This window comes from Streptomyces macrosporus (genome assembly GCF_039533145.1).
Taxonomy (GTDB): Bacteria; Actinomycetota; Actinomycetes; order Streptomycetales; family Streptomycetaceae; genus Streptomyces; species Streptomyces macrosporus.
In genome coordinates this window covers 386,813-389,328 of record NZ_BAAASZ010000026.1, presented here as the reverse complement: position 1 = coordinate 389,328, position 2,516 = coordinate 386,813, and the positions used below count along the sequence as shown (strand labels likewise).

2 protein-coding genes are annotated in these 2,516 nt (G+C 73.6%); both read right to left on the bottom strand.

Going from position 1 to position 2,516, the window contains the following annotated elements:
- Positions 1-61: 61 nt before the first annotated feature.
- Entirely contained in the window at positions 62-1,324 is a 1,263-nt protein-coding gene (locus ABD335_RS18770; protein WP_425583670.1) for an ABC transporter substrate-binding protein, read from the bottom strand.
- Entirely contained in the window at positions 1,321-2,283 is a 963-nt protein-coding gene (locus ABD335_RS18765; RefSeq protein ID WP_425583669.1) for a branched-chain amino acid ABC transporter permease, read from the bottom strand. The genes ABD335_RS18770 and ABD335_RS18765 overlap by 4 nt, the downstream gene beginning before the upstream one ends.
- Positions 2,284-2,516 lie beyond the last annotated feature (233 nt).

Below are 2,516 nucleotides of genomic sequence, written 5' to 3'. Positions count from 1 at the left end.
CGGGCCTCCCGGCCCGGGCCCACCGACGTCCGCCGCGGCGCGGTCCCCCTGCCGCGCCGTCTCACTTCTCGAAGGAGAACGCCTCCGCGTTCTTCGAGGCCGCGGCCTCGCGGTACACCGTCAGTCCGCCCTCGACCCCGGCGTCGGGCTTGAGGACGAAGCTCTCCCGCGTCGAGGGCAGGTTCGGGTCCGAGAAGTCGTGCCGGATGCCGAAGCCGCTGTCGTAGGCGTCCAGGGAGAGCAGCGCGTCCACGACGCCCTGCCGGGTGAGGTCCTTGTCGTCGCACGCCCGCTTCAGGGCCGCGCCGAAGGCGGAGGCGGCGCTCCAGCCGGCGGCCACGCCGTTGTCGAGGACGTCGTCGGGGTAGGCCCTGGCGTACTCCCGGGCGAGCCGGGACGGCTCCGGCTCCTTCGAGCCGATGGGCAGCGTGGAGGCGGCGACGTAGTAGTCCTTCCGCAGGGCCGGCCCGGCCTGGGTGTCCAGCAGTTGCGGGGCGAAGGCCGAGTTGTTGCCGACGACGGGCACGTTCAGGCCGCCGGCCGCCGCCACGCCGACCAGGGAGGCCGCCTGCCGCGGCCCCGCGCTGACCAGCACGGCCTTCACCCCGGCCTTCTTGAACGCCGCGACCTGGGCGGACATGTCCTCGTCGGTCGGCTTGATCTTCTGCTCGACGATGGTCAGCCCGGCCTTCTCCGCGGCGTACCGGGAGCCCTTCAGGGCGTTCTCCCCGTAGTCGCCCTCGAAGTAGACGTGGCCCACCGGGTCGCCCTCGGCGATCCTCTTCTCCGCCAGGAGGAAGTCGACGGCGTTGACCGTCTCCACGTCGTAGGTCGCGCCGATGGTGCGGATGTACTCGCTGCCGAGGAGGTCCGCGGACCACGCCTGCGGCAGCACCAGCAGCTTGTCCCGGCTGTCGACCCGCTCCTTGACCGCGCTGACGAACGGCGAGCCGAGGAACTGGACGAAGCCCACCACCTTGGGCTGGAGCTCGGTGTAGGCGGGAATGGCCTTGCCCGCGTCGTAGCCGTGGTCGCGGACGGTCAGCTCCAGCTTCCGCCCGCAGATCCCGCCGTCCTCGTTGATCTTGTCGACGTAGAGCTGCTGGGCCTGGGTGACGCTCTTGCCCAGGGAGGCGTAGACCCCGGTCATGTCGGTGAGGGCGCCGATGCGGATGGCGTCGTCCGTGACGCCCTTGTCGGTCCTCACTCCCCCGGCGCCCGTGCCGCCGGAGTCGCCGCCGCCGGCCTTGCCGCTGCACCCGGTGGCGATGAGGGCGAGGACGGCCGCGGCGACCGCCGCCGTGCGTGGTGTGCGCATCTTCATGATCTTTCTGCCTCGTCTTCCGTGAGGGATCCGCGGCGGGCGGCGAGCCGCACCAGGCCGCCCGGCAGGAACAGCACGACGGCGACGATCGCGGCGCCGTACAGGTATCGGGACGTCTCGCCCGGGGAGACCCCGCCCGTGCCCGGGGCGGAGACCAGGGGCAGGGCCTCGCTGTAGCGGGTGAGGACCTGGGGCAGCAGGGTGACGAAGGCGGCCCCGACGACGGCTCCCCTGACCGAGCCCAGACCGCCGATGACGATCATGGCCAGGTACTCCAGGGAGAGGGCGAAGCCGAAGTACTCGGGCACGGTCTGCTGGAAGACCAGGGCCAGCAGCACCCCGGCCAGCCCCGCGTACATCGACGACAGGACGAAGACCGCCGCCCGGTGGCGGGCGACGGGCACGCCCGTCACCCCGGCCGCGATCCGGTGGTCGCGGATGGCGTTCATCGCCCGGCCGGGACGGCCGCGCAGCACCCCGTGGGCGAAGAGAGCGCAGCCGGCGAGCAGGACCAGTCCGACGTACCAGAGCTTCTCCATCGCCTGGAACGGCACGGCGGCGACGACGGTCTCGCTGTCGTCGAAGGTGAGGCCGAACAGCGACAGCGGGGGCACGGCGCGGCCGTTGTAGCCGCCGGTCAGGTCGTGGGCGTTGAACAGCACGTGCTGACCGATGAAGATCAGCGCCAGGGTGGCGATGCCCAGGTACGCCCCGCGCAGCCGTCCGGCGATCGGGCTGAACGCCCCGCCCGCCGCGCCCGCCAGGAGCACCGCGAGCACCACCGCCGACCAGCTCGGCAGTCCCAGGCCGACCGGCTCCCCCTCGCCCCCGCCGCCGTCACCGGCCAGGACGCAGTAGCCGTAGGCGCCGACGGCGAGGAAGAAGGCGTGGCCGAGGGAGAGCTGGCCGGTGGCGCCGGTCAGCAGGGTCAGCCCGACGGCGCCGATGGCGGCGGCCATGGCGAGCAGTCCGGCCTGGAGCCAGAAGCGGTCGAGGTAGAAGGGCAGGGCGAGCAGCAGGAGGACGACGGCGCCGGCCGCGTACGCGGTGCGGCGGCGCGGCGGCCGGACGCGTGCCGCGCGGCGGCCGGTGGCGGGCGCGGTTCCGGCCGGGGCGGGCCGCGCGGGGCCGGCGGAGGCCGCCGGTTACGCTGGGAGTCCCGGCAGGGACCGGCAAGGAGGAGGCTGACCGG

Coding starts and splice junctions, on each gene's coding strand:
- ABD335_RS18765 (WP_425583669.1), bottom strand. CDS start 2,283: ATGGCCGCCGCCATCGGCGCCGTCGGGCTGACCCTGCTGACCGGCGCC.
- ABD335_RS18770 (WP_425583670.1), bottom strand. CDS start 1,324: ATGAAGATGCGCACACCACGCACGGCGGCGGTCGCCGCGGCCGTCCTC.